General features: G+C 59.9%; 24 protein-coding genes and 2 pseudogenes. 15 read left to right on the forward strand and 11 right to left on the reverse strand.

Features of this window, described 5'->3' with window-relative positions:
• Nucleotides 1-299: 299 nt before the first annotated feature.
• The 4 genes from K8M09_RS12395 to K8M09_RS12410 are packed head-to-tail and all read left to right on the forward strand — an operon-like array spanning nt 300 to nt 5144.
• The gene (locus K8M09_RS12395; RefSeq protein WP_160787693.1) at nt 300-764 is read left to right on the forward strand and encodes a mobile mystery protein A; all 465 of its coding nucleotides are present in this window, start codon (nt 300-302) and stop codon (nt 762-764) included.
• Nucleotides 761-1351 carry a mobile mystery protein B gene (locus K8M09_RS12400; protein ID WP_160787692.1) on the forward strand — a complete coding sequence of 197 codons (591 nt, stop codon included), beginning with the start codon at nt 761-763 and terminating at the stop codon, nt 1349-1351. Before K8M09_RS12395 ends, K8M09_RS12400 begins: the two co-directional genes overlap by 4 nt.
• A 56-nt stretch (nt 1352-1407) precedes the next feature.
• A complete protein-coding gene (locus K8M09_RS12405) occupies nt 1408-3312 on the forward strand; it encodes an ATP-dependent nuclease (RefSeq protein ID WP_229341857.1) in 1905 nt (634 codons plus the stop codon).
• Between the two features lie 8 nt (nt 3313-3320).
• Nucleotides 3321-5144 carry a UvrD-helicase domain-containing protein gene (locus tag K8M09_RS12410; protein ID WP_160787691.1) on the forward strand — a complete coding sequence of 608 codons (1824 nt, stop codon included), beginning with the start codon at nt 3321-3323 and terminating at the stop codon, nt 5142-5144.
• 174 nt (nt 5145-5318) lie between these two features.
• On the opposite strand, the gene K8M09_RS12415 is transcribed toward K8M09_RS12410, so the two are convergent.
• From K8M09_RS12415 to tnpA, 5 genes are all read right to left on the reverse strand, one after another.
• Complete coding sequence (locus K8M09_RS12415; protein WP_229341860.1) at nt 5319-5693, reverse strand: hypothetical protein; 375 nt, start codon at nt 5691-5693, stop codon at nt 5319-5321.
• 87 nt (nt 5694-5780) lie between these two features.
• Nucleotides 5781-6470: a UPF0149 family protein gene (locus K8M09_RS12420; RefSeq protein WP_076443148.1), complete on the reverse strand. Its 690-nt coding sequence runs from the start codon at nt 6468-6470 to the stop codon at nt 5781-5783.
• Nucleotides 6412-8022 (reverse strand): IS66 family transposase, encoded by a 1611-nt coding sequence (gene tnpC / locus K8M09_RS12425; RefSeq protein WP_160787690.1) that lies wholly within the window; start codon nt 8020-8022, stop codon nt 6412-6414. The genes K8M09_RS12420 and tnpC overlap by 59 nt, the downstream gene beginning before the upstream one ends.
• 100 nt (nt 8023-8122) lie before the next feature.
• Nucleotides 8123-8470: an IS66 family insertion sequence element accessory protein TnpB gene (gene tnpB, locus K8M09_RS12430; RefSeq protein ID WP_076443144.1), complete on the reverse strand. Its 348-nt coding sequence runs from the start codon at nt 8468-8470 to the stop codon at nt 8123-8125.
• Nucleotides 8467-8880, reverse strand: coding sequence for an IS66-like element accessory protein TnpA (tnpA, locus tag K8M09_RS12435; protein WP_160787689.1), 414 nt, complete (start codon nt 8878-8880; stop codon nt 8467-8469). The genes tnpB and tnpA overlap by 4 nt, the downstream gene beginning before the upstream one ends.
• Before the next feature lie 474 nt (nt 8881-9354).
• Here tnpA and K8M09_RS12440 point away from each other — a divergent pair, with 474 nt between their 5' ends.
• From K8M09_RS12440 to K8M09_RS12475, 8 genes are all read left to right on the forward strand, one after another.
• Complete coding sequence (locus tag K8M09_RS12440; protein ID WP_229341862.1) at nt 9355-9867, forward strand: hypothetical protein; 513 nt, start codon at nt 9355-9357, stop codon at nt 9865-9867.
• Nucleotides 9864-10553 carry a hypothetical protein gene (locus K8M09_RS12445; RefSeq protein WP_160787687.1) on the forward strand — a complete coding sequence of 230 codons (690 nt, stop codon included), beginning with the start codon at nt 9864-9866 and terminating at the stop codon, nt 10551-10553. The genes K8M09_RS12440 and K8M09_RS12445 overlap by 4 nt, the downstream gene beginning before the upstream one ends.
• A gap of 56 nt (nt 10554-10609) precedes the next feature.
• On the forward strand, nt 10610-11458 hold the full coding sequence (locus K8M09_RS12450) for a bacteriophage abortive infection AbiH family protein (protein ID WP_160787686.1): 849 nt from the start codon (nt 10610-10612) through the stop codon (nt 11456-11458).
• A gap of 96 nt (nt 11459-11554) precedes the next feature.
• On the forward strand, nt 11555-12130 hold the full coding sequence (locus tag K8M09_RS12455; RefSeq protein WP_160787685.1) for a hypothetical protein: 576 nt from the start codon (nt 11555-11557) through the stop codon (nt 12128-12130).
• The gene (locus tag K8M09_RS12460) at nt 12127-13512 is read left to right on the forward strand and encodes a 7-cyano-7-deazaguanine synthase (RefSeq protein ID WP_160787684.1); all 1386 of its coding nucleotides are present in this window, start codon (nt 12127-12129) and stop codon (nt 13510-13512) included. Before K8M09_RS12455 ends, K8M09_RS12460 begins: the two co-directional genes overlap by 4 nt.
• Nucleotides 13496-14686 carry an XRE family transcriptional regulator gene (locus K8M09_RS12465; protein WP_160787683.1) on the forward strand — a complete coding sequence of 397 codons (1191 nt, stop codon included), beginning with the start codon at nt 13496-13498 and terminating at the stop codon, nt 14684-14686. Before K8M09_RS12460 ends, K8M09_RS12465 begins: the two co-directional genes overlap by 17 nt.
• A complete protein-coding gene (locus K8M09_RS12470; RefSeq protein ID WP_206366698.1) occupies nt 14661-15326 on the forward strand; it encodes a PIN domain-containing protein in 666 nt (221 codons plus the stop codon). The genes K8M09_RS12465 and K8M09_RS12470 overlap by 26 nt, the downstream gene beginning before the upstream one ends.
• Nucleotides 15327-15745: 419 nt before the next feature.
• Nucleotides 15746-16495: a hypothetical protein gene (locus K8M09_RS12475; RefSeq protein ID WP_229341864.1), complete on the forward strand. Its 750-nt coding sequence runs from the start codon at nt 15746-15748 to the stop codon at nt 16493-16495.
• A 17-nt stretch (nt 16496-16512) separates the two neighbouring features.
• Here the strand turns inward: K8M09_RS12475 and K8M09_RS12480 are convergent.
• The 3 genes and pseudogenes from K8M09_RS12480 to K8M09_RS12490 all read right to left on the reverse strand — a co-directional run.
• Nucleotides 16513-17007 (reverse strand): annotated as a pseudogene (locus K8M09_RS12480) (IS3 family transposase); the annotation flags it as partial.
• Nucleotides 17008-17060: 53 nt separating this feature from the next.
• Nucleotides 17061-18272, reverse strand: a complete 1212-nt coding sequence (locus K8M09_RS12485) for an IS256 family transposase (protein WP_160788268.1) — start codon at nt 18270-18272, stop codon at nt 17061-17063.
• 150 nt (nt 18273-18422) lie between these two features.
• Nucleotides 18423-18680, reverse strand: a pseudogene (locus K8M09_RS12490) (IS3 family transposase); the annotation flags it as partial.
• Between the two features lie 117 nt (nt 18681-18797).
• Here K8M09_RS12490 and istA point away from each other — a divergent pair.
• The gene (istA, locus tag K8M09_RS12495; RefSeq protein ID WP_160788247.1) at nt 18798-20324 is read left to right on the forward strand and encodes an IS21 family transposase; all 1527 of its coding nucleotides are present in this window, start codon (nt 18798-18800) and stop codon (nt 20322-20324) included.
• Nucleotides 20314-21126: an IS21-like element helper ATPase IstB gene (gene istB / locus K8M09_RS12500; protein WP_160788246.1), complete on the forward strand. Its 813-nt coding sequence runs from the start codon at nt 20314-20316 to the stop codon at nt 21124-21126. Before istA ends, istB begins: the two co-directional genes overlap by 11 nt.
• Before the next feature lie 39 nt (nt 21127-21165).
• On the opposite strand, the gene K8M09_RS12505 is transcribed toward istB, so the two are convergent.
• The 3 genes from K8M09_RS12505 to K8M09_RS12515 all read right to left on the reverse strand — a co-directional run bounded on the left by K8M09_RS12505 (nt 21166) and on the right by K8M09_RS12515 (nt 22382).
• Complete coding sequence (locus K8M09_RS12505) at nt 21166-21369, reverse strand: hypothetical protein (RefSeq protein ID WP_229341866.1); 204 nt, start codon at nt 21367-21369, stop codon at nt 21166-21168.
• 184 nt (nt 21370-21553) lie between these two features.
• Nucleotides 21554-22045, reverse strand: a complete 492-nt coding sequence (locus tag K8M09_RS12510) for a type II toxin-antitoxin system YhaV family toxin (protein WP_160786289.1) — start codon at nt 22043-22045, stop codon at nt 21554-21556.
• A 1-nt stretch (nt 22046) separates the two neighbouring features.
• Nucleotides 22047-22382, reverse strand: a complete 336-nt coding sequence (locus K8M09_RS12515) for a type II toxin-antitoxin system PrlF family antitoxin (RefSeq protein ID WP_160786290.1) — start codon at nt 22380-22382, stop codon at nt 22047-22049.
• Nucleotides 22383-22494: 112 nt separating this feature from the next.
• Between K8M09_RS12515 and K8M09_RS12520 the strand changes: the two genes are divergently transcribed.
• A complete protein-coding gene (locus tag K8M09_RS12520; RefSeq protein WP_160786291.1) occupies nt 22495-22632 on the forward strand; it encodes a BrnA antitoxin family protein in 138 nt (45 codons plus the stop codon).
• Nucleotides 22633-23026: the final 394 nt, after the last annotated feature.

Consider the following 23026-nt stretch of genomic DNA (forward strand, 5'->3'; position numbering starts at 1 on the left):
TGTGAAGGCCGATTCGCCCCGAACACCTCCATCCTGGTCTCCATCTTGTTCCGCCACGGTGCGACCATGCGAAAGCGCCCCGCGCGCAGGGGGCGTTGCGGGGTCTCCCCGCAGAAGGGGTCGGCCGAGACCCTGGCTCGGGCGCAGGGGAAGGCTTTCCCCATATCAGGCCGATCAGGCCGCTTCTTGCTCATATATTCATGAGCGACTTTTAGAAGTTTGCTCATGCCTGAGTGAGCAGTGTTAATTGTTTTGCTCACATATATATGTTAAAGATCGCCCGAAATGGACACATATATATGAGCGAAAAACAGGCCAGACTCGCCAGAAAGAACCTCGATAAACGGCTTTCTCCCCTGAGAGCCGACCGCATTCTGACGCCCTCGCGTGGCTGGACGAAAGCCATTCGGGAGGCCCTAGGCATGACCACTCGCCAGCTCGCCGAGCGCATGGGCGTGGCCCCCTCTCGCGTGACGACGATCGAAAAGGCGGAGGCCACGGGCGCGATCACCCTCAAGACCCTACGCGAGACGGCCGAAGCGCTCGACTGTCAGTTCGTCTATGCCTTTGTCCCGACCAAGGCCCTCGACGACATTCGCTACGATCAGGCCGAGCGCAAGGTGCGCAACGAACTCGCGCATCTCAATCACACGATGCGCCTCGAAAATCAGGCGGTGAACGCGGAAGACCTTGAAGGGCAAAAGCGTCGCATCGTGGCGGACTACCTCGCGCACTTTTCGCGGAAGCTGTGGGACAAGGAATGAGCGATCCGCTTTTTGAGGGTGACGACGACGGAAACACACCGCTCGAAGCCGAGGAGCGCGAACAGCTCATTCCTTCCTACATCACGACGCGCGACGAGTTGAACGAGGCGGAGCTTGCCAACATCGCCGACGCCGTTCGTTGGGTCGGGCGGCGAAAGCGCAAGGTGCTCGACCAAGATTTCCTGAACGAGTTGCATAAGCAGATGTATGGCGATGTCTGGAAGTGGGCGGGCACCTACCGCACGACGGCGCGCAACATCGGCATCGACGCCTATCGCATCCCGGTCGAGTATTATCAGGCGATTGACGATGCGAAATATTGGGCCGAGCACGCGACGTTTCCGCCGGATGAAATCGCGATCCGTTTCAGCCACCGGGTTGTTGCGATCCATCCCTATCCCAACGGGAATGGCCGCTTCTCGCGCATGATCGGCGACCTGCTGGCGATCGAACTCGGCCAGCCGCGGTTCACCTGGGGCCAGATCAATCTCGTCGATCCGTCCGCAACGCGGAAAGAGTATATCGCAGCACTCAAGGCCGCCGACGGGGGCGACTACGGCCCGCTCCTCGCGTTCGCCCGTTCTTAGCGCTCGCGTGCACGCACTTAGCGCGATAGCCCCGATATGGTTGCTTAAAGCGGCACATGCTGCCGATGGAGCGAGTGACGTTCCACCGATTTGGGGCTAACTGTGAAATAGAAAAAATTTGTGATGGATGGCGCCGGGGGGCTGAGTTGAAGATTTACGCCGTTTCGATTGAGAATTTCAGGGGTATCAGTTCAACCAAGCTGGTTCTGCCCGATCACGCTGTCCTTATCGGCGACAACAACACCGGCAAGTCCTCCGTTCTCGAAGCTATAGACCTTGCACTTGGGCCGGATCGACTGAGCCGCCGGCCTCCTGTCGACGAGCACGATTTCTACGAGGGCAAATATCTGCCCGGGGCTCCCGCTCCGGCCGAAGAGGGCGAAGCGCCAGCAGAGCCGCCGCCTGCACCGCAAATCACCGTCGAGGTGACGATCATCGGGCTGTCGGAGGAGCAGGAAGCCCGGTTTGGTGGCAATATCGAGTGGCTCAACGTCGAGACCGGAGACTTCTTCACGGAAGCAAATCCCGCTGGCGTGGATGCGGCGAATATCAAGGCGGCGCTGCGCGTCACGTTCATCGGCGCATACGACGGCGAAGAGGACGATTTCGTCGGCAATACCTATTACGCGCGCAGCCTGACGGATGAGGAGACACCAACGCCCTTCTCCAAGAAGGACAAGCAGCATTGCGGCTTCCTCTTCCTGCGCTCGCTGCGAACCGGCTCGCGTGCGCTCAGTCTGGAGCATGGCAGCCTGCTCGACATCATCCTGCGGCTGAAGGAAATCCGACCGCAAATGTGGGAAGGCACGATCGGCACGCTCGCCGGATTCGATGTCGCGAGCGATCCTGCAATCGGCATTTCGGGCGTGCTGGAGAGCATCGACAAGTCGCTGAAGAAATATGTGCCGCGGGAATGGGGCGTGAAGCCGCATCTCAAGGTCTCGAACCTCACGCGCGAGCATCTGCGCAAGGTCGTGACCGCCTTCATAGCCACCGGCGATGGCGCACATGCCGCGCCCTTCTTCCGGCAGGGCACCGGCACGATCAACATGCTGGTGCTGGCGATGCTGTCGCAGATCGCCGAGGACAAGCAGAACGTCATCTTCGCGATGGAGGAGGTCGAGACCGCAATCCCGCCCTATGCCCAGAAGCGGATCGTTCACGAGCTGCGCAAGCTGGCAGCCCAGTCGATCGTCACCTCGCACTCGCCCTATGTCCTTGAGGAGTTCAAGCTCGACGAGACCGTGATCCTGTCGCGGGCGAATGATGGCATTCTCAAGCAGGCGCAGATCGCGCTGCCCGACAGCGTGAAGCACAAGCGCTATCGTCAGGAGTTTCGGACGCGGTTTTGCGAGGGCCTGCTGTCACGGCGCGTTCTAATCGCCGAGGGCGCGACCGAGGCGAGTTCCTTTCCGGTCGCGGCCCGCCGGCTCTCTGAACTGAACCCCGGCGTCTATGCCTCGCTCGAAGCGCTCGGCATCTGCATCATCGATGCGGGCACCGAGTCGCAGATCGCCGATCTCGCTGGTCTCTATAAGGGCCTCGGCAAGCGGACGTTCGCACTGTGCGACAAGCAAACCGACCCCGCGAAGGCCGCAATCGAAGCCCAGGTCGAGCGCCTGTTCATGCACGAGGAAAAGGGCATCGAGGATCTAATCCTCAAGAATACGACCCAGGCCGCGCTTGAGCGTTTTTCAGATGCGCTCGATTGGCCCCCACATCTGTTGCAAAAGTTTCCCGATCCGAAGATCAATCTCGTCGCCGCGCTGAAGGAATATTTCGGGTGGGCGAAGGGCAACTGGGGGATCGCGGATTTCCTTGGTCAATGTTCGGAGGCTGAAATCCCGTCGTGGATTCGCGACGCTTGTGTGAGCCTGAGGGCGCTCTGCGATCCGCCGCCTGCACCGCCGGCTCCTCCGCAGGAGAATGGCGAGGACACCGCCGTCGAACTGGGCGAATAGAGGGACGGATGGTCGATCTGACTCTCGCGCAGAAGAATGTTCTGAAAGAAGACGGTCACCAGCTCGTCGTGGGCGGCCCCGGTTCCGGCAAGACCACTGTGTCCATCCTGAAGGCGGCGAAGATTGCCCGCGAGAAACTCAGGCCGGGCCAGCGCATCCTGTTCCTGAGCTTTGCGCGCGCAACGGTTTCGCGCGTCTTCGAGGCGATCGACGAAGAGCAGTCCGTCACAAAGGAGGAGAAGAAGCGGATCGAGGTCGACACGTATCACTCCTTCTTCTGGCGCATTCTCAAGGCGCACGGCTATCTGGTCGGTTTTCCACGCCGGATGACAATTCTGACGCCGCCCAACGAGGCGATCGCGCTGTCAGCGATCCGCAGCGGCTTCAAGGCGCCGTCTAAGCTCACGGACGAGGAGAAGGCGCAGAAGGCCGCGCTGGAGATTGCCGAGAGAATGCGGTTGGCGACCGAGGAAGGCAAAATCTGCTTCGACCTGTTCGCGGAGCGCGTGGCTCTCCTGTTGCACGGCTCCGCCAAGGTCCGCGATCTCGTATCGACCATGTACCCTTTCATCATCCTCGACGAGTTTCAGGATACCAGCGCCCAGCAGTGGCGCGCGGTCGAGGCCATCGGGAAGAGCAGCACGCTGATCGCTCTGGCCGATCCCGAGCAGCGCATCTTCGATTTCATCGGCGCGGACCCGGAGCGTCTCGACCACTTCAGAGAGGCTTTCAAGCCTTCCGAGCACGATTTGGCCGGAGACAACCATCGCAGCAAGGGGACGGACATTGCCTTGTTCGGCAACCACCTTCTAACCGGCAAATTTCGGGAAGAAGCATATCAGGGCATCGACTACGAGGGGTTTGCCTCGAATCCTAATCAGGCTTTCGCCTCGCTTGTCGCTCAGGTTCTGAAAGCGCGTAAGCGGCTAATCGCGACGGGCCGCCGGGACTGGTCGCTTGCGATTCTGGTGCCGACGAAGCGTATGACCCGGCTGGTCTCCGATAATCTGCGCGAGCCCTTCGGCAACGTGCCTCCGATCGCGCACACGGCGGCCGTCGACATGGAAGGCCCGATCCTGGCCGCGGAGGTGATCGCCTTCCTTCTCCAGCAGCGAAGTCACGCCGGCTGCTTTGACGAATTCGTCGATGTGCTTTGCAGCTATTTCAGCGGCCGAGGAGGCCAGGCGCCGACGAAGGGCGATCTGACGGAAGCGGCGCGTTTCCGCTCGGCGCTGGGCAAGTGGAATGACTGCCTCGTGAAGGGAAAGGCCGTTCCGGCAAACAGCGTCTTGCAAGCCACGTTCGCGGTCCACGAAGCTGCAATGGCTGTTGCGCTGACTGGACAACCCGACGGCGACTGGACCGCGGTTCGAGCGGTGCTTGAGGCTGGTGCTTGCACTCGGCTCGCCGAGGTTGCGAAGGAGGCGCGCAACGTCCGGATTCTCGAACGCGGAACGCAGCTCCGGCAAGGCCTGTCGCAGGACTGGCGTGATACCGGCGGATACAAGAACGCGCTGGCTGTCACTCGCCAAGCGTTCGTGCAGGAGCATTTCGCGACCGCTCACAAGCCGGAGTCGGGTGTCGTCGTGATGAACATGCACAAGGCCAAGGGCAAGCAATTCGATGAAGTTATCATCTTCGAAGGGTGGCCGAAGCGCTACAGGGGCGAGATCGTCGGTAACCCGGATCGCATTGTGGGCGGCAATGTCCGCGCGGGAGCGATGACGCAAGCTCGCCAGAATTTCCGCGTGAGTGTGACGCGTGCGAAAACCCGCACGACGATCATGTCTCCCAACGATGATGTTTGTGTGCTCCTGCTCCCTGCAGAGTGAGAACGGATGAAACTTGGCATCTTGCTGGCGGCAATGAGAGGACGGCACCGATCATCATCGCTAAGCTCCGCGCGCCAAATGCTCCCGAATTGGTGTTGATTGCGACCGCCTAACACCACCGATATCCGCATAAAATCGACGCAACATAACACCAACGCCGCGTCGACCGACATTCTAAGCACAGGATTCAGCTATCGCCGAATGAAGGAGCGTCAGTGATGGGCTTCTTTCCCGCCATAAGATCTTGCAGCATGGGGCGGGCTTGTCGGTGACGCTGACGCTCACGTGAGCCGCGTCCCCAGAAATATCGCGATAGCTGCGATAAAGTCGATCGAAGTCGCTGCCCTCCAGGAGCGTACCGAGTTGGATTGCCTTCGCGCCCTGAAGCCCTTGATCGACAAATTCCTGTAGCTGTTGCCTGACGTCGTCGGTGCCGCTGAACGTCTTTGCATCGAGATGAAGAGCAGCGCGCGAATGCCGGCTCTTGAAGTCGTCGTCCTTCATTTTTGCGACGAAAGCGGGATTTCGGTCCAGCGCGATGAGGTACATCGTGGCCTCGAGGACGCCGCGGGAATGGATTCGAAAATCAAGCTGTCGGGTAACCGTCCGGTCTCGGCCCTGTGAGCTTTAGCGCTCTCAGTTGAGACCGCAGCATTTTTTGTGTTTCTTGCCGGAGCCGCAGGGGCACGGGTCGTTTCGCCCGACCTTCTGAGCCGGAGCGGCGAAGGGGTTTGATCGGGTGGTCATGGTCGGCGCCGGGGCGGCGTTGGCGAGGCGCCAGTCGTTGAGTTCGATCACCCAGTCGGCGATCTTGTCGTGAGCGGTGGCGGTGATGGCGTCGATTTGCTCGTCGGAGAAGCGGGGATCGCGGCGGGCGACATCGGCGAGCATCATCAGGCCGGTCCAGGCCCTGGCGGCCTCGATATCGGCTGTGGCGAGGGGCACCCAGGCTTCGGGCTTCAGCTTGACGGCCTTTTCGAAGCCTTCGATCCAGATCTCCCACAGGATCTCGCCATTGCGCCTGTCGATGCTGACGATCGGACCATAGCGCTCGGGTTGGTCGAAGAGCGTGCGCGCGACGTCGTTGTAGTACGCCATCACCAGGCCCATCACCTTGTTGGCGTGGTCGAGGCTCTCGAACACCGGCTCGCCCTTTGCGTCGGCGCTGTTCCAGACCCATGGCAGCCAGGCGCTGGGAGGGATCATCTGCGGGCAGACGAGGAGGCCGGCAATGAAGCCGTCCAGTTCCTCGATCAGCATCGCCTCTTCATCGAGGTCCAGCAGCGCCTTCGACAACTGCTTCTGTTGGCGCGACAGTCCGGGCATGGCTCGTCCAGTTCCAGGGGGCGAGTTCACCGACGCGGTTGATGGGATGGTCGCCGATGCGGGCCAGAACATCCCGGAGATAGGCCTGGGGATCAAGGCCATTGAGCCTGGCGGTCCCGATCAGGGTGTAGATGACGGCGGCGCGCTCGCCGCCCTTGTCGGAACCGGCGAAGAGCCAGTTCTTGCGGCCGATGGCGAGCGGCCGGATCGCGCGCTCGGCGGCGTTGTTGTCGATCTCCAGATCGCCGCGGTCGGCATAGCGGGTGAGCGCGGGCCAGCGCGACAGGCCGTAGCGGATCGCCCTGGCGAGTTCACTCTTGCCCGACAGCTTGGGCAGGGTCGTGTCGAACCAGGTCCGCAGATTGGCGAGCCGTGGAACGGCGTGCTCCTGCCGCGATCGTCGCCGTTCGTCGGGCGGGCGGCCACGGACGGCGTCCTCGACCTGGTAGAGCTCCCCGATCCGGCGCAAGGCCTCGGCTGCGACCGGCGAGGCGTTGGCCTGGTGGATATCGAAGAACTTGCGCCGGACATGGGCCCAGCAGGCGACCTCGGCGATCGCGGCGCGCTTACCGGGGCTGCCGGCATAGAGCTTGTCGAAGCCGGCATATCCGTCGGCGTGGAGATATCCGGCGAAGCCCTGGAGATGGCCTTGCGGGCGCACGCCCTTCCGATCCGGCGTATAGCGATAGAGGACGGCTGGCGCGGCATCTCCGGCATGGGGGCGCTCGTCGCGGACATAGACCCAAAGGCGGCCCGTCGCGGTCTTGCCGAACCCGGGGGCGAGCACCGGCACGGGCGTGTCGTCGGCGTGAAGCGCGCGCCCGGCCATGGCATGCTTGCCGATCGCCTCGGCCAGGGGTGTCAGCAGCGCCGCCGCCGATCCGACCCAATCGGCCAGGGTGGAACGGTCGAGATCGACGCCTTCGCGGGCATAGACCTCGGACTGGCGGTACAGCGGCAGATGGTCGGCATACTTGGCCACCAGCACATGGGCGAGCAATCCAGGGCCCGGCCGCCCGCGCTCGATCGGCAGGGACGGCATCGGCGCCTGCACGATCGCTTCACACAGGCGGCAGACGATCTTGGGGCGGATATGCCGGACGACCTTGAACTGGGTGACGCGCTCCAGCACCTCGGTCTCGTCCTGGCCGAGCCGGCGCAACTGTCCGCCGCAAGCCTGGCAACCACAGCCGAGATCGCCATCGGCGATGCCCGCTGGCCAATGCACGATCTCCTCGCGCGGCAGATGATCGGGCAAGGGACGACGAACCGGATGCTGCCGGGCGTCGGGAGTTGCCGGCATGACCGCGCGCTCCAGAACCGTCCGCGCCGCCGTGCCCTCCTCGACATCCTCGAGCGCCAGCTCCAACTGGTGGATGGCGGCGTCGAGCTTCTCCGACGACTGCCCGAACTGCATCCGGCGCAGCTTCGCCAGTTGCGCCTTCAGCTTCTCGATCATGAGCAGATGGGCGGCCGTCTCGGCCCGTGCCGCGATCAGCAGCGCCTGAAGCGTCGCCACGTCGTCGGGAAGGTCTGCGGAGGCGCTCGCCATGGTCCTTTCGAGATTATCCCGAGGCCGGCGGCCAAGCCATTGAATCATGGTCGATCTTGACCGCGGACCACAGTCCTGAATCGGCTCGAAGCACCTCGCTTCACAGCGCCAGGCTGGGGCGATCGGTTCGAATCGGCGCGCGCCAATCGATCCCCTCCAGCAGCATGGAGAGCTGCGCCGGCGTCAGCCGCACCACGCCGTCGGTCGTCACCGGCCAGATGAAGCGGCCCTTCTCCAATCGCTTGGCGAACAGGCAGAAGCCTTGTCCATCCCAGTACAACACCTTCAGAAGATCGCCCCGGCGGCCACGAAAGACGAACAGGTGGCCGGAGAACGGATCCTGCTGCAGCGCCTGCTGCGCCAGAGCGGCCAGACCGTCGAAACCCTTGCGCATATCCGTCGGGCCCATCGCGAGATAGACCCGCATCCCGGCAGGGATCGCGATCATCGCCGGTCCAGCACGTCGAGCACCCGCCGCAGCGCGTCCGCGTCGACATCGCGGTCGACCCGCAGCCTGCGGCCAGAACCGAGCGCAATCTCGATGATGCCGGACAAACGACGGCTCCGGCGCGCGGGCTCTGTGCAGGCAACCTCGGACGCCGACGTGGGCGGGACGTCGGTCACGACAGGAGCCAGTTCGACGGGCAGCAGAAGCGGCGCCGGGCTGCCGCCGCCCAACTGCCCCAGCTTCGCCTGACGCCGCCACGTGAAAACCAGGCTTGCCGCGACCCCGTTGCGTCGCGCGACATCCGTCACCGTCACACCCGCCGAAAAACTCTCCTCGACGATCCGGACCTTGTCCTCATAGCGCCAGCGCCGCCGCCGCTCGATCGCGCCCAGAACCTCAGCCCGAACCATCGCCATGACCTTAAAGCTAGACTTAAGGTCACACCGTTCGGGAAATGCCGCCCACCGCGCAAGGCGGCCGAGACCGGACGGTTACGCTGTCGGTCGTTTTCGAGCAGGAGCAGGGCGCCCTCGAACAGCGTCAGCGCTCGGGCGTAGAGCGCCATTTTTAGCGCTATCAGCTCCCGCTCTTCGTCTGATGCAACATCGACCGGATCTTCTGAAGTGAACCGCCTGGCAGCGTCGACATAGTCATTCATCCAGGCAAGCCATTGCGATGAGCGCGATTGTTGTTCGGTCACGGACAATAGCTCCGAAAAAATTGGTATGGCTGGGGTTTCCTGGCAGGATTTGGCGGGAGGCCTATGCCATCAGCGCGCATATTGGAAAAGCAAAGAGCGTTGGGTTTCGTATTCTTGCTGCCGAATTCGGTTTTCACGTCGCGGTCCCGATTTTCATTGAGGTATTTCATGGTAGATGAATGTCATGAGGGATGATTTGCAAGAAATACTTTCAGTATTCGCGGCTGCGGTGCGTGCACTTCTGCAGGATAAGGATCTTGCCTATGCGGATCCTGCCGAGCGCGCGCTTGTCGCTCGGATTCGGGATCTCCTGCATGGGGAATATGCCGGCTGGTCAATCGATTTGGAATGGAATCGCCGCGAGGACGTGATCAAGCGCCTTCGCTATGACCTGAGCGATGACGAGTTGATTGGGAAGGATGCGATTGTCCCTGACCTCATCGTACATCGGGTCGGCAAGCGTGAAAATTTGCTCGTCGTCGAGGTCAAGAAGTCGACCAACAAGGACTTCGATGGGGACATCTGGAAGCTCAAGGGAATGACGGAACAGGCCGGGGCTTACGGGTATCTGGTTGGGCTTCATCTGGTGATCGACGTGAAGGCGGGGATCGCGCCGCGTTGCGACGTCTATGTCGACGCTGCGTTGGACGACGAGTTGACAGAGTGGATGCGCGCTGAGCTGGGGAAGGCAAGATGACTGGGGATCCCGTCGAGATCGTCAAACTGCTCGGTCGCTTTACCGGGCCGGATTTGACGCAGACACTGTCGCGCATCGAAGGCGCGGTACGAGGTGTGTCGGCCAGCGATTGCACGGGCTTCCTCGAAAATGCCGGGGCTGGCCGTGAGGTGCTTGCGGCCGCGGCCGGCATGAAGCGGCTGGCCGGACAGATCAATGTCACGATCCATGCGCTCGGCATCCTCATGTGCCTGCCGCATATTCTCGAACCGGACGAGCGCGTCGAATCTGTGTCTCTCGGTGCGGGAAATACGGGCCGCGATTTCGATCTGGAGACGAATGTTCGGGTTGCCGAGTTCAAATTCATCCAGTGGAGAGGCGGACCAGAGACGATTCGCCAGAATGCAGTTTTCAAGGACTACCTGCTGCTTGCGGAGCATCCGACGGCAAAGCGTAAGCACCTCTATTTGCTCGGAACGGAGCATGCGATCAGGTTCTTGCGTGGTGGTCGCGCGATGTCGAGCGTCCTGAGCAGAAACGCCAAGCTGCAGAGGATGTTTACGGAACGGTTCGGGAAGCGCTTCGGGACAGTCGGTGACTATTACGCGGCGCACGCCAACGCGGTTCAGATCGATGATGTTTCGCCCTGGCTTTCGGAATTGGCGGAGGAGTTGATCGCGGAGGCGGATATGGAGATTAGCGATTGAAGAGCAGCGCAAATGAGCGAATGCGTTGGCGAACGGGAAAACACTGAAGGGCTGGGATGGGGAAAACGCTTTACATCATCGGAAACGGCTTCGATCTCCACCACGGAATTCCGTCATCCTATAAGGCGTTCGGAGAGTATCTCCGGCGGTCGGATGCCAAGACCTATGATGTCGTCGAGAAATACTTTTCGATGGATGCGCAGTTTTGGGCCGAATTCGAGGATCGGTTGGCCTCTTTCGACAGCGATTCACTGATTGAGGACGCGGCCAACTTTCTGGTCGGATATGGCGCCGACGATTGGAGCGACGCATACCACCACGATTACCAGTACGAGATACAACAAGCGGTCGAGGCGATCTCGACGACGTTGCGGTTGCGCTTCGCCGAATGGATACGCCAGCTCCCTGTGCCATGGGCTGCTGAGTTCAGCGGGCAGCGCGTTCGGGTGGATCGCTCGGGGACCTTCTTGAACTTCAATTACACCCCGTCGCTACAACGATTGTACGCGGTTCCCGACATCAACGTGTTGCATATCCATGGAGCGGCCGCGAACCCAACGGAGACGTTGGTGCTGGGCCATGGATGGGAGCCTGTTCCAAACCTGGATCCCTACCGTTTCCACCAGGATCCGGAGGATGCGGATATGCGTGTCGTCGAAGGGCAGGGGATTGTCGACGACTACTTCAAGGACACGTTCAAACCCACCGCCAAAGTCATCGAGAAAAACGCAGCCTTCTTTGCCGGGCTGTCGGATGTCGATCGGATCGTCGTGATGGGACATTCGGTGTCGGAGGTCGATCACCCGTATTTTGAGGAGGTCATCGCGAATATCGACGTCAACCGGGTGCGCTGGAAGGTTACGCGACGAGCGCCAAGCGATCATGTCCGCATCACACACAGCTAGGACTTTTCCTATCCAGGCCTCCAATTGTCAGGTTTATATTATCATATATTGACTTTGTCAGATTTTATGCGCATATTGCCGACATGGGAGGCTGTCATGACCGATGGGCCATTCAGAAATGCAGAACTGAGCAGCCGCTGGAAACGGTACGGGCAAGACCTGGTCAGCGACGCGGTCAGCGCGGAAGAGCGGACGATGCAGGCTTGTCACAGCATGATTGGTGACGTCGACATGAACGCATTCAGCCCGCTTTTCGGCGACCTCAAGGCGCATGCGGAACGCACGCAAATGGATCTAGACCCGGTGTCGGAGGTCGAAACGATTTTCGAGAGTCACCCAACCTCGCCTCTGGCGGATGCGCTTCAGCGGCATTTGATCGCGAACCTGCGTGACCAGATGCCTATCGACGAGGCTCTCAACCGATCGCTCGAAAGCACGGCGAAAGACTGGATCGGCACCACCAAGAACAGGCTCGACGAAGAGTGCATTCGCGCCCGCGAGCTCGGCGACATGAAGCGAGAGGATTATCACAAGGGCATAGAACGGAACCGCGAGACGTTTGCGGCCATCAAGCCCAACGAGCTCTGCGATGCCCTGGCCACCGGTAGCAAGAGCGCTTTCCGGCTGGCAGTTCAAAAGAAAGCCGGCGTGGACGAGGGGCCGGAAGAGTGAGCGCCCGTACGCATGAGGCACCCGTATCGGGCAAGCACCTGTTCGTTATCGAAAAGGGGCAGAAGCCCGGCCGCGCTCTCCCGAAGGGCGCCGTAACGGCGGAAGTCGGCCGGCACATTCGCTTCAATGCTGCGGTTCTGGATACGTTCGACGTGAAGGGGTTCCAGCCGCTGCATTACGACATGTTGGTCTTGTGCGCCGCCATTGAGTTTGCTGACCGACGTTGGAAGCGCCCGCTTGGGTGGCGCCGGACCCTGGAAGTGACTGTTCCGGTCATCGACCTCAAAAGTTGGCAGAAGCCGGAGGTTTTGAAGAGCCTGCATGGCGTCTTGAACCACCTGACCGGCGACACGTGGCGGTTTTCCTTCGTTGGAGCGAAAGACCGCTCGCCCATCGGTTCGCGGCAAATTCCGCTGGACTTCGGCAAGACCAAGACCTTTGCCGTCGCTTACAGCGACGGCTTGGATTCGCGTGCGGTCTCTGCGTTGAGTGGCGACCAGGACGAGGCCCTATGCATTCGGATCGCCGGCAAGCGCCAACGCCGGAAAACCGGAGACAGTTTTTTCACGCAGATCCCGTTCAAGGTGCAGGGATATCGCGGACACGAAAGCAGCTTCCGTTCGCGCGGATTCCAGTTCGCGGCGGTAACGACAATTGCCGCGCAGCTTTCTAGCGTGGCGCGTATCATAGTGCCCGAGAGCGGCCAGGGTGCGCTTGGACCCGTATTGCTGCCTCTGCACAACATCTATCCCGACTATCGCAACCATCCGACGTTCTTCCGAAAGATGGAGCGGTTCATCACGGCACTGCTAGGCTATCGGGGCAAGTTTGAGCAGCCACGTTTGTGGTCGACGAAAGGGCAGACGCTACGAGCATTCCTGGACATTCCCGGAAAGACCGAACGGCACCTGACAAGCACTCATTCCTGCTGGCAGAGCCGCCGCGTGGTGAATGTTGGGGGGCGAAAGCATTGTGGCTTGTGTGCTGCCTGTTTGCTCAGGCGCGTTAGTTTGCATGCAGCTGGTGTTAACGAGGCGCGAGACGCTTATGTCGTGTCCGATCTGGCCGCCACTGACGCGAGCGGCGCACTATCCGTCATACCCCTGAAGGCCGATCGGGACATCATGGTCGAATATGGGAGCGTGGGCGCACGGCACCTGCAGCACCTTGCCGAGCTCGCCAGCTTGCCTGATGACGCCCTTCGCGTCCACGCCTCGCAGATCGGGGCGGTAATCGGGGAAAGCACTGAGAAAGCGCTGACGAAGCTAAGGACAATGTTGGGTACGCATGCCGTGGAATGGCGGGCATTTCTGTCCGCGCAAGGAGAACAAAGCTTTTTGAAGAGCTGGATGGATGGAGGGCGCTATGGCCGATTTGAATGAGCTGAGCGCGCAAGAAATAGGACGCCGACTGCGCATCGCGCGGGAGAACGCGGATATCCGGCAGGATGACGCGGCCCAGGTCATAGGCATGTCTCGCCCGACGTTGGTATCCATCGAGAAGGGTGTGCGCCGTGTGCGCATCCAGGAAATCCAGATGCTGGCTCGTCACTACGGCGTGTCTGTGAACGCCCTCCTTCGCAGAGAAGCCGTCCACACCGATTTGATGCCCCGCTTCCGGAAACTGCGTGAGACGGAGGACGCACACACCACCGAGGCCATTCTGCTCTTCAACGATCTGATCAAGGCGGACGTTGAAATGGAGAACATCCTAGGGATCCAGCGGCGGAGAAATTACCCGCCGGCGCGCGGCATCAATGACGGTGATGTTGTTGCGTTGGCTGAAACGCATGCCAAGGAACTGCGCCACTGGCTGGGTCTCGGCCCAGGGCCGATTGCCGATATCTTTTCGGTTATCGAGCTGGGCCTCGGCATCCGCTTGTATCAGCGCCGCCTTTCTTCGAACTCGAAGGTGGCGGGGCTGTTCACTTACGATGAAAGCATCGGCGCCTGCATTCTTCTCAACGCCAACCATCCATTGCCACGTCGCATCCAATCCGCGGCTCATGAAATCGGCCATTTCTATGGCACTCGGCAAACCCCGGAAGTGCTCGAGGATGATGAGAGATTCTTGTCGCGCGATGAACGCTACGCAAACGCCTTTGGCCGCGCGTTCCTGACGCCTGCTGAAAGCTTCTCGGAAAGCTTTCGCCAACTGAAGGAGATAACCGGCAAGACGACCCGACGCCTGATCATCCTCCTTGCCCAACAGTATAACATCTCGCGCCAAGCTTGCGGTCTCAGGCTCGAAGAATTGGGTCTCGTCAAGCGCGGCACTTGGGCCTGGTTCGAGAACAACGGCGGCATCACCGACGACCATGTTCGGGAGGTCCTGGGCGAAATGACGGATCGCCGCGATCCGTCAAAGAGTGACGCCGATCGACCGATCTCGCACCGCCTGAGCCTCATGGCGCACGCCGCCTGGAAACGCGGACTGATGTCGGAAGGACAATTGGCAGAATTGCTGAAGGTGGGGCGAGTGGAGCTTCGCGGCATTGTTGATCAAATCGAGCTTGAGGAAAGAGAGACGGATGAGTTGCTCAAGCTCCCTGATTAATATCGCGGACCCGCTGGTTCTCGACACCAGTGTTCTGATCAACCTCCACGCCTGCAAATACGGCGAACGGATGCTCGCAGCCATTCCCAACGATATTCTCGTCCCCGAGATTGTGGCTGGAGAACTGGAACACGAGACGAGCCGCAGGAACGGGGAGCACGGTTTCCTGTACAGTCTCGTCGCGAATGGAACCGTGACGCTCGCCCGCCTGACCGAGGTGGAGTACGAGATTTTCTACGAACTCACGTCGATCGCGCCTTCGCTGGACGATGGCGAAGCGGCAACGATCGCTGTTGCCTCGACCAGAAACTTCGTACCCGTCATCGACGAAAAAAGAGGACGAGCTCGCGCTCTCGCCAAAGCGCGAGCGGCGGGCTGGTCACTGGATATCTTCCGTCATCCATCCGCGCTTTCCACGCTCGGCGATCAATCCGCCATCGACGCGCTCTATCTCGCCCTTCGCGACGGCCGCATGCGAATACCCCCGGAAAGCGCGGATAGCGTGATTGGGATTATTGGTATCGAGCGTTCACGCGATTGCACCTGCCTCCCCGGCTACCGGGACCGATTTGCAGGGATGCGTAATCGATCCATCGACGTGGAAGCTATCGCCGCCGCAGATCTGGAGGCCGGAGAATGATTGCTCGATCATTCGGCCGAATCTGAGTGATCTATTGTGCCGATCTCCGTATGCACAACTCCCCGATCGTAGCCATCAAGGTCGGCTTGAAATGATGAACAGCGAGCTGTCCATCAAGCTCCGGGGGGCTGCAGGCCTCGTTTCTCGCCAAAGGAGGGCCTTAGAGGGCTATGGAGTAGATAAAGTTGTCTTCTTCACCCGGTGCGGCGCGCCACCGAACTAATTGATTTGATTGACGTATCAGTCTTTGCTTGATCTCTTACATTGCAGAAATAAGCTAGCACAGTCCTAGCCCAGTCGCATTTTTGCGTTGGAAAAAACTCAAGCTTTTCAATGCCGGTGAAAACTGTGCGGGACGCCCGTTAGCACAGTCTTAGCGCAGTCGCGCTATCGTAGTAACACCATTGGAAACCGGGTTCATGTTACAGCGTACCAAGCAGCCTTTCGTTCTTTTCCAGCGCCCAGGCACGAAAAACTGGTCCATGAGATACAGTTTGGACGGCAAGCAGATCAAAAAATCCCTACAAACGCCTGATGAAGCAGAAGCCTTGCGCCTAGCCAATCAGATTTGGCACGAACAGACTTATCGTTTGAAGCAGGGCCTCACCATTGACGAGCAGCCTTTCTCGAAGGTGGCGGAAGAATTCATGAAGAAGGTCGAGTTCGAGGCATCCGCCGACGAACGCAGCAAGTATCACCCGATCTATTGGCCTCCGATCATCCGCCGTTTCCCAATGGCTTATTTCGGCGATAAGCCCATCGACACGATCACGTCGGCCGACCTCGAACGCTATCTGCTATGGCGCAAGACCTATTGGACATCTGGCCACGGAACGAAGATCGAGAAAATTCGCTGCGAGCGTAATGGTCGAATCTATAGTCGTGCTGCACCTCGAAAGGTGGCCGCGCTCAGCACCCTGAATGGCGAGATGGTCATCATTCGCGGTATATTCGAGCAAGCGGCTCGTTGGGGGTATTGTCAGCCACTCGTCATGCCGTCCACGAAAACCCGCAAACGAGTGGATAACCGTCGCCCGAGCTTCACAGGTACGGAATACAACACATTGCTCCGCGTTTGCGAAAAGCGCATCTATGAGAGCTTTACGGGCGAAAGACAGGTTCAGGAGAGGTGGCTCGGTTTGTCTGAACAGCTTCGGGCGTTTCGCTAAGTGGATTTCCGCCTCGATTATGCCGCCACCATCATTGGTGTCAGCGCGTTGAAGTAGGCCTGATCCGGCGTCCGCCGGTCAAGGGATGAATGTGGGCGTCTGGTGTTGTAGAAGTTCAGATATCGGCCGATGCCAGCGCGTGCCTCGGACACAGTCTTGTAGGCATGGAGGTAGACTTCCTCGTATTTGATCGAACGCCAGAGCCGCTCGACGAAGACATTGTCTCGCCACGCACCCTTGCCATCCATCGAGATGGCGATCTGTGACCTCTTCAGCACGGCGGTGAAGTCGATGGAGGTGAACTGCGATCCCTGGTCGGTATTGAAGATTTCCGGCCTGCCATGACGGGCAAGTGCCTCCTCCACCGCCTCGATGCAGAAGGCTGCTTCCATCGTGATCGACAACCGCCATGACAAGACCTTCCGGCTGAACCAGTCCACGACGGCGCACAGATAGACAAATCCCCGCGCCATGGGGATGTAGGTCAGGTCCATTGCCCAGACCTGATTGGGGATAGCGTCCGTCAAGTTGGTGTAATTTCGGGTGTAGGACCGGGCCGTCATGATCAGGCGGCTCTGGGTGTAATCTGAAGTGTAGTTTCCTCTTCGATTGTTGGTGGGTTTAGCTCGGCCATTGCCTCGACCTGCATGTATCGGCTCAGGAGCTGCCATTCGTCGTTGGCTTCGAGCAGAACCGCGCCGATGAGGCGAACGATGCTGTCCTCGTTGGGGAAGATGCCGACGACATCGGCACGGCGCTTGACCTCCTTGTTGAGGCGTTCGAGTGGATTCGTTGAATGTAATTTCGTGCGGTGCTGGGCGGGGAAGGCCATGTAGGCCAGCACGTCGGCTTCGGCATTGTCCATGAAGGTACCGAGCTTGGGCCATCTGGCGCGGAGCTGGTCGGCGACATGCCGCCAGGTCTGCACGGCATTGTCATGGTCGGGCTGGATGAAAGCCTGACGGATCGCGGCGGCGACCATGGTGTGCTGGCCCTTGGGAACGTAGGCCAGCGCATTGCGTGTCGCATGAACACGGCAGCGCTGCCATGTCGCGCTGAGGATACGGGTAATGGCCGCTTTCAGCCCTTCATGGGCATCGGAGATGACCAGCTTGACGCCGGTGAGGCCTCGGCGGACCAGATCACGCAGGAAGCTCGTCCAGAACGGCTCGGCTTCGGAGGGGCCGATGTGCAGGCCGACAATCTCCCTCTTCCCGTCCGTGTTGACCGCCACCGCGATTATCGCCGCCACCGACACGATGCGACCGCCCTCACGCACCTTCAGATAGGTGGCGTCGAGCCAGAGGTATGGCCAGTCACCGGAAAGGGGGCGCTTGAGGAAGGCGTTCACCCGCTCGTCGATATCCTTGCACAGCTTGGAGACGGAGGATTTGGAGATGCCGGTCATGCCCATGGCCTGCACCAGCTCATCGACCTTGCGCGTCGAGACGCCGTTGATCCACGCCTCCTGGATCACGGCCACCAGCGCCTTCTCCACCATCTTCCTCGGCTCCAGAAAGCCGGGAAAGTAGGCTCCCTGTCGCATCTTCGGTATCTTCAGGTTCAGCGTGCCGAGCCGGGTGTCGAGCGAGCGGTCGCGGTAGCCGTTGCGCCATGTCTGGCGGCTGTCGCCACGTTCATAGCGCCCAGCGCCGATCAGGCCATCAACATCGGCTTCCATGATCAGTTGCAGCACGCTTTCGGCAATCGTGCGCAGAAAATCGCTATCGCCACTCTTCGCGGCAAGCTCGGAAAGAGCTAATCTGTCGTCGGTCATCGGGGTTCCTTTCGGCTGGTTGAAGCTTTGCAACTCCACCTTCTCCGACAGGCCCGGTGCCCACCTTGCGCTCAACGAATTCGGCAGCTCATTCTCCACCGCCGTTTCCACCTCAATGCGCCTCCGAAATTACACCACGTGCGCGGACGCTACCTGATTGGGCCGGGTGACTGCCAGCTTTCGTAGGAGGTAGGGATAAATTTTGTGCCCTGGCGCTGGTTTCGAGGTGTTCGGGCGGCGGTAGATCGCCTCGATGCCCATCTTCTTCATCAGCGTGGCGACGTGTCGCCGCCCGGTCTCCAGACCTTCTCCTCTCAAGAGCCCTTGCAACATCCGACTTCCGGCAAAGGGGTAGTCGAGATGCAATTCGTCAATCCGGCGCATAAGGGCCAGATCGCCGTCAGACACCGGATTGTTGATTGCCACTGAGAACTGACCCGGCGTGGCCTGATATTTCCATTGAGAATTGACCCATGTTCCAACCTTCCCTCGCATGTTTTCAGCGGGGGCTATGGAGTGATCGACATGGCGTTATTGAGCGTGATCCGACGCTGGCATTTTCGAGAAGAACTATCGATCCGGGAGATTTGCCGCAGGACTGGCCTGTCCCGGAATACCATCCGCAAATACCTGCGCCTGGACGGCGTGGAGCCGAAGTTCAAAGTCCCGGAGCGGCCAAGCAAGCTTGATCCTTTTGCTGATCGGTTGTCTGCCTGGCTGAAGAGCGAATCCAAGAAGAACCGCAAGCAGAAGCGGACGATGAAGCAGTTGCATGCCGATCTGATGAGCCTTGGCTACGAGGGCTCCTACAATCGGGTTGCGGCATTTGCTCGGGAATGGCGTGATGATCGGCAGAGAGAATTGCAGACGACGGGCCGCGGGACATATGTGCCCCTGGCGTTTGACCCCGGCGAAGCCTTCCAGTTCGATTGGTCGGAAGATTGGGCCATCATCGGCAATGAGCGCACCAAACTGCAGGTGGCGCACACGAAGCTGAGCTACAGCCGCGCCTTCATCGTTCGGGCCTATCTCCTGCAGACGCATGAGATGCTGTTCGATGCCCATAATCATGCATTCCGGGTCTTCGGCGGCATCCCCGGCCGCGGAATCTACGACAACATGCGCACGGCGATCGACAAGGTCGGCCGCGGGAAAGAGCGCGACGTCAATGTCCGTTTCCTGGCGATGGCCAGTCACTACGTATTCGAGCCGGAGTTCTGCAATCCCGCGTCTGGTTGGGAGAAAGGGCAGGTCGAGAAGAATGTTCAGGATGCGCGTCATCGCTTCTTCCAACCTGTTCCGCGCTTTCCATCATTGGATGCCCTGAACGACTGGCTGGAGCTTCGGTGCAAGGAATTCTGGGCAAAGACCCCACACGGACAGATGCGCGGCACCATTGCCGACATCTGGGCTGAGGAAGCTTTGGCATTGATGCCTGTTACCCGTCCGTTCGACGGCTTCGTGGAGTATACGAAGCGGGTCACGCCAACCTGCCTCGTCCATCTGGAGCGCAATCGCTACAGCGTGCCGGCATCCTTCGCCAATCGACCGGTGAGCCTGCGGGTCTATCCGGATCGTGTCGTGGTTGCTGCGGAAGGCCAGATCGTCTGCGAGCATCGTCGCGTCATCGATCGCTCTCACGACCGACCGGGACAGACGATCTACGACTGGCGGCACTATCTGGCGGTCGTGCAACGCAAGCCAGGCGCGCTTCGCAACGGTGCACCCTTTGCCGAGCTACCGGACGCGTTCCGGACCTTGCAGCAATACCTCCTGAAGAAGCCGGGTGGCGACCGCGAGATGGTCGATATCCTGGCCCTTGTTCTCCAGCACGACGAACAGGCCGTGCTATCGGCGGTCGACATGGCGCTGAAGTCCGGCGTCCCCACGAAGACCCACGTGCTGAACCTGCTGCATCGCCTCGTCGACGGCAAATCCTTCACACCGCCCACCATCGATGCACCTCAGGCCCTGACGCTCGTCAACGAGCCCAAGGCCAATGTCGAACGATACGATGCGCTGAGAAAGACGGAGGCCCGCCATGCGTCATAATCCAGCAAGCGGCGCTGTCGTCATCATGCTGCGGCAACTGAAGATGCACGGCATGGCCCAGGCCGTCGGCGAACTCACCGAGCAGGGATCGCCGGCATTCGAGGCGGCAATCCCGATCCTGTCGCAGCTCCTCAAGGCGGAGACCGCGGAACGTGAAGTTCGATCGACGGCCTACCAGCTCAAGACGGCACGCTTTCCAGCCTATCGTGACCTGAACGGCTTCGACTTCACCAGCAGTGAGATCAACGAGGCGCTGGCCCGTCAGCTTCATCGCTGCGACTTCCTGGACGACGCCAACAACATTGTCCTGGTCGGCGGTCCCGGCACGGGCAAGACGCATATCGCCACGGCCATCGGTGTCCAGGCCATCGAACATCATCACAAGCGGGTTCGGTTCTTCTCGACCGTGGAACTGGTCAACGCGCTCGAGCAGGAGAAGTCCCAAGGTCGCTCAGGCCAGATCGCCAACCGCCTGGCACACTCCGATCTCGTCATCCTCGACGAGCTCGGTTATCTGCCGTTCAGTGCTTCAGGCGGTGCGATGCTGTTCCATCTGCTGAGCAAGCTCTATGAGCACACGAGCGTCATCATCACCACCAACCTGAGCTTCAGCGAATGGGCCAGTGTCTTCGGCGATGCCAAGATGACAACCGCGCTGCTCGACCGGCTCACCCATCATTGCCACATCCTCGAGACCGGCAACGACAGCTTCCGCTTCAAGAACAGCTCCGCGCACGACACCAAAACGACAAAGGAGAAAACGAGGAACTTGACCACGACCGCAGAGCCGAAACATACCTAATAAGCGGGTCAATTCTCGGTGGAAACGCCGGGTCAGTTCTCAGTGGCAATCAACAATATTGTCGAGAATATCGATGGGAATGTCGTCCCGGGTGGACTGGCACGCGGCTCTCACGAGGTCCTCCCGGTGCGGCGAATACTCGGGATCCGTCAGCAGATCGTTGGGCTCGGAGAAGACCCGGTACAGGTCGCCAACGATCTGCCGAACCTGGGTACTTTCGAAGAAGTTGTCGAAGTCGGGCATCGGTTTGGCCTCTGGTGGCGATCTGGAACGATGGCATAACGGGCAGAATTCCCGCGCCCGCAAGTCTTTTCAACCGCCGGGTCTTGGCATGGAGCATTCGCCGGGCCGATGAACGGCTTGGCTGCGGCGGTAAGGCTCATGTTCTCGATGCTGCCGGTTCGCCTTTCGTGGCTGTGATTGCCGATCAGGGCTTCGAGGGGGAGGCTTTTTCCAGCCGCTGAACGGCTTTCGCGTCGGAAGCCGTTTTGTGCAGCGTGTCCCAATCGTCAGGTGGATTGCCGTCGTCCAGCATTCCCTTGAACACTTTGTACGCGTCCGCTTTGGACCCATAGGTCCGCAAGGTGTTCTCGTCGTTCACCCAGGCAAAGATGATGACCTTGCTGGCGCTGCTGTACCGGAAGAACAGCCGGAAACGGCCATTGCCGAACTTGGCGCGGAACCAGTGCTTGCGATCATCGCCGAGGGTCGAGCCTTGGCGATACATGGCGGCTGTCGGGTCCGATGGCACCGTGACGGTGACGAGTTGGACCAACGCGGCGAGCAGCTTGGCGTCGGCGGATTTCTGATATTCGCCCGGCTTCTTTGCCTTGAGCGTGTCGACCGCCTCGATCAGCTTTTCCCACTGATCGAGGAAGAGAGGGTGTGCGAGGACGGTCCAGCCGTTGATCGTCAGCATGTCAGATCGAGACGTCTCCCTCGATCTCAGCATCGAGATCGACCGTCATGCCCGCCGTCAGGGCGACAGCCCGGTCCAGCAGGGCTTTCGGGAACGGCTGGACAGACTTCTCGGGGTTCTTCGCCATATCCTGAGCAAGGAATTCGAGAAAGCGGTCGATTACGGGATCGGCAGTTTCTTCCACTTCCGCCTTCTGGACATAGACGCGACGGTGCTCATCTACGAAAAAGGCAATGCGCCCGCCATAATCGACACCCAGCGCCTGCCGAACAGACTTCGGCACGGTAGTCTGTCCCTTGGCGGTGATCGTGCTTTCTTCTTTTAGTAGTGCTCCCATAGCGAGCCTCCAAAAATCCTTCAGGCGGAATGTAAGGAGTAATCCTTACAAAATCAAGGAATGCTTGTAGCCTCTCGACCCGGCCGGTGACGCTCTTGTGTTACAGGTTGCCATGCTACCCACCAGATACAGCAGCGCGAAGCAGATCACGCGTCAGCTGGACGAGGCAGTCGTCGCCAAGTTTCACGAAACCGGCAAGAGCTGGCAGGGGCGAATGAACGAGACACTGAGAAAAGCCGCGAGCCTGTAAAACTTAGCGCAGTCGCAGCGCAGTTGAAATATGCCTCCTGTAAGATCAATAACCTATAACCAATTTCTACCAATTCCGATGACGCGGATTTGCCGTGCTAAAATTTTCTGTACTGAGCTAATTTCCCCTCGACCGCAGAGGAGCGCAAGGTAGCGCAGTTCTAGTCCAGTTTCGAGCGCGCATCATATACAACAATAGCTTAGAACCATAGATAACCAATTCCGATTCCAAAGGTCACAGGTTCGAATCCTGTCGGGTGCGCCATTAAATTCCACCATTTGTGGATATCTCGACAACCGCTAGAACTCTCTCGGAGTGAGACAGATGCGTTGACCTGTTCCCGCAAGCTCATATGACCGCGGGGCAGTATCTAGGAAAATACGGCATCCGCCCG

It is taken from the genome of Shinella zoogloeoides (assembly GCF_020883495.1).
Classification (GTDB): domain Bacteria; phylum Pseudomonadota; class Alphaproteobacteria; order Rhizobiales; family Rhizobiaceae; genus Shinella; species Shinella zoogloeoides.